The organism is Chitinophaga sp. (genome assembly GCF_036569125.1).
Taxonomy (GTDB): Bacteria; Bacteroidota; Bacteroidia; order Chitinophagales; family Chitinophagaceae; genus Chitinophaga.
In genome coordinates this window covers 1-2,666 of sequence record NZ_DATCRF010000580.1, presented here as the reverse complement: position 1 = coordinate 2,666, position 2,666 = coordinate 1, and the positions used below count along the sequence as shown (strand labels likewise).

At 48.0% G+C, this 2,666-nt stretch carries 2 protein-coding genes; both read right to left on the bottom strand.

Annotation, left to right across the window (positions count from 1 at the left end):
• The coding region (locus VIM87_RS21780) for a GH39 family glycosyl hydrolase (protein ID WP_331999049.1) at positions 1–1,327 on the bottom strand (1,327 nt) is incomplete at its 3' end.
• Positions 1,328–1,354: 27 nt separating this feature from the next.
• A partial coding sequence (locus VIM87_RS21775; RefSeq protein WP_331999048.1) for a beta-galactosidase occupies positions 1,355–2,666 on the bottom strand: 1,312 nt, incomplete at its 5' end.

Genomic DNA, 2,666 nt, shown 5'->3' with positions numbered 1-2,666 from the left:
TTTGAAGTTTCCCTTTTGATTTTGAGGGTAAATCTTTGATATAGTATTGCTGATTGTTCACAGAATCCGGCAGGGTGTAGGTGAAGTCCCATGCCAATACCTGGATGTTTCCGTTGGCATCTTTGCAAACCCATGATTGCAGATCTTTGTTTGCTAACTCGGTAGTTCCAAGTCTGTTCAAAAACTGGTAAGCATAAAATACTGGTTTGTTAATTCCCTGAGTTGTCAGCATTCCAAAGCCTCCATGAAAGGGTGTAAAGCGGGGCCCTGGCTCTTCGAAAATATCGGTGAACACCCAATACGACATTGAGTTGGCAGCCTTACCAACCTGCTTCAGCTTTTGCAGCACGTATGCGGCCTCGTGATAGCTGTCATGAATAGGATCGGCCGGGGTATAGGATGCGCTCCATTCGGTGTAATGGAGCTCCAGACCAGGCATTGCCGAAGCGGCAATTTCCTTTCGTGACTGAAGTACATCGCCACTCACGCTCATGGGATTTTTATCGAGCACAGTACCTGAATTGCCAAATTCATCGAGATAGCCCTGCTTCACGCCATAGGCATGGGTGCTTATGAAATCTATGGGTACATTATTCTTCCGGCAGTATGCGATCATTTCTGGCTCCCAGGCAGCGCCGGCAGTTCCCGGCCCTCCAACGCGGTAAGATGCATTGACGCTTTTAATAGCGTTAGCGCTATAAGTGTATAATTTGAAGTAGTCGTCCTGCGTGCCTGCCCAGAAACCATCCAGGTTAGGCTCATTCCAGACTTCAAAATACCAGGTCTTTACTTCGTTTGCGCCGTAACGTTCTGTAAAATGCCGGGTAAGATCCTTCACCAATGCACCCCACTTTTCGTAATTCTTCGGCGGCGTTACATTTCCCCGCCACCAGAAGATCGTTTTAGGGCCGCTGGCCAGCGCAGAAGGCATAAAGCCCAGCTCAATAAAAGGTTTCATGCCAATGCTTTGTAAAAAATCAACCAAAGCATCAATGTACATGTAGTTGTAAACCGGGTTACCTTTACTGTCCTCCGTATATACCGCCATATCATCTGTTAACAGCCCGTGCATGCGGATATACCTGAAACCACATTCTTTTCTTACATAGGCAAGCTGCTGCTGCCAGTCGGCCCGCAGCCCTTCATTGGCGCGGCCTGCGCCCACACACTCATTAAACATGGTGTTGAGCGTTCCTGCAGTTTTGTTGAAATCAATATTGATTTCCCGTTCCTGCACGGCCGGTCCGCTGCGCTTTACTTTTTGGGCCACCAGTGTTCCTGAAATGGAAGCAAGCAGGATCGTTAACAGGATTAGATTCTTTTTCATTCTTAAAGCCTTTTATCTTTCTTATAACTATTCATTCCAGACCAGCACGCCGCCGGGTTGCAATGTTTTTTCACCTATAATAATGTTGGCTGTTCCGGGCATGTTCATGGTATAATTGTCCGAGGAATAATTTACCGCTATATAAAAACCATCCCGCCAGTAAACATATACACCGGGCGGATAACTTTCGGTGGTAGCCCCTGCAGCAGTATAAATGCCGCGCAGTACATCCTGTTCCAGCTTTGAATCATCTGTATCCACACCGATATATGTTACCGTGCCTTTACCAACCTTATGTTTTACTACCGATGCTTTTCCTTTATAAAACTGGTTATCAAATACAGCAAGTGTTTCCGTATTCTTATCCGGCGCCAGCAGATCGGCCCAGTTGTTCCAGCTGTAATGGGCTGTTCCCATAAGGATCTCTCCTTTGCCGCTATTGGAAAGCATATCGGTTGCTTTCACCTGCGCCCCAATAAGAGCGGATATAGGAGCCGCCCATTCCGCTTCCCAGAAATGTCCCATACGGTCTTTGGTGGCAGTACGGCAGGTAATGATCAAATGCCCTCCGTTAGCGGCATATTCACTCCATTTCTTTACCAAAGCACTATCGGCCATTTCGTAGGCCGGTACAATCACAACTTTGTATTTAGACAGATCAGCCGTTTCCGGGATCACATCTACCGGCGCGCCGAATGACTTTGCTATTTCCAGGAATTTAACCGGGTAATTCCAGGTGTCCCATTGCCAGGTTTGTTTTTGCCGGTCGATAGTCCAGTAATTTTCCAGGTTCCAGAGAATAGCTGTTGAACGTGCTGCCAGTGCTGCCGGCATGGCAGCACCTGGTTTGTATTGTTTCCGCAGCGCTTTCATTTCTTTCATGAATTGCATATACTCCTCCCCGCCTGGTGAAGGGGTTATGCCATCCGGCAGTATTACACCGGAATGGTATTGCTCCGAACTATAATTGATCTGGCGGAACCGGTAAGAGGAGGCAAGCTTTCCGCCTGCAGCAAAAGTGTGGTACAGCCACATACGCACGGTACCTGGTAAAAGCAGCGGGTTGTAGCTGCCCCAGTTCACGGGGCCGGGCTGCATTTCCATTACGCCGGATACACCGCCTACTGCTTTGTAATATTCAGCAGCAAAGAGAATTACCTTACTATTACCCAAACGAAAGCCCAGCTCCCCGGTATTATTGGTGCCGCCATTCGGATAAGCGGTATAAGTAGCAAAATCAAGTTTGTTCGTCCGCCTGGGATCAGCACCTGTGCAAACCGCGGTATAATTGGTGGTCACAAACTGCTCCCTGGAAATGTAGCTCCGCAATGTTGCTGCC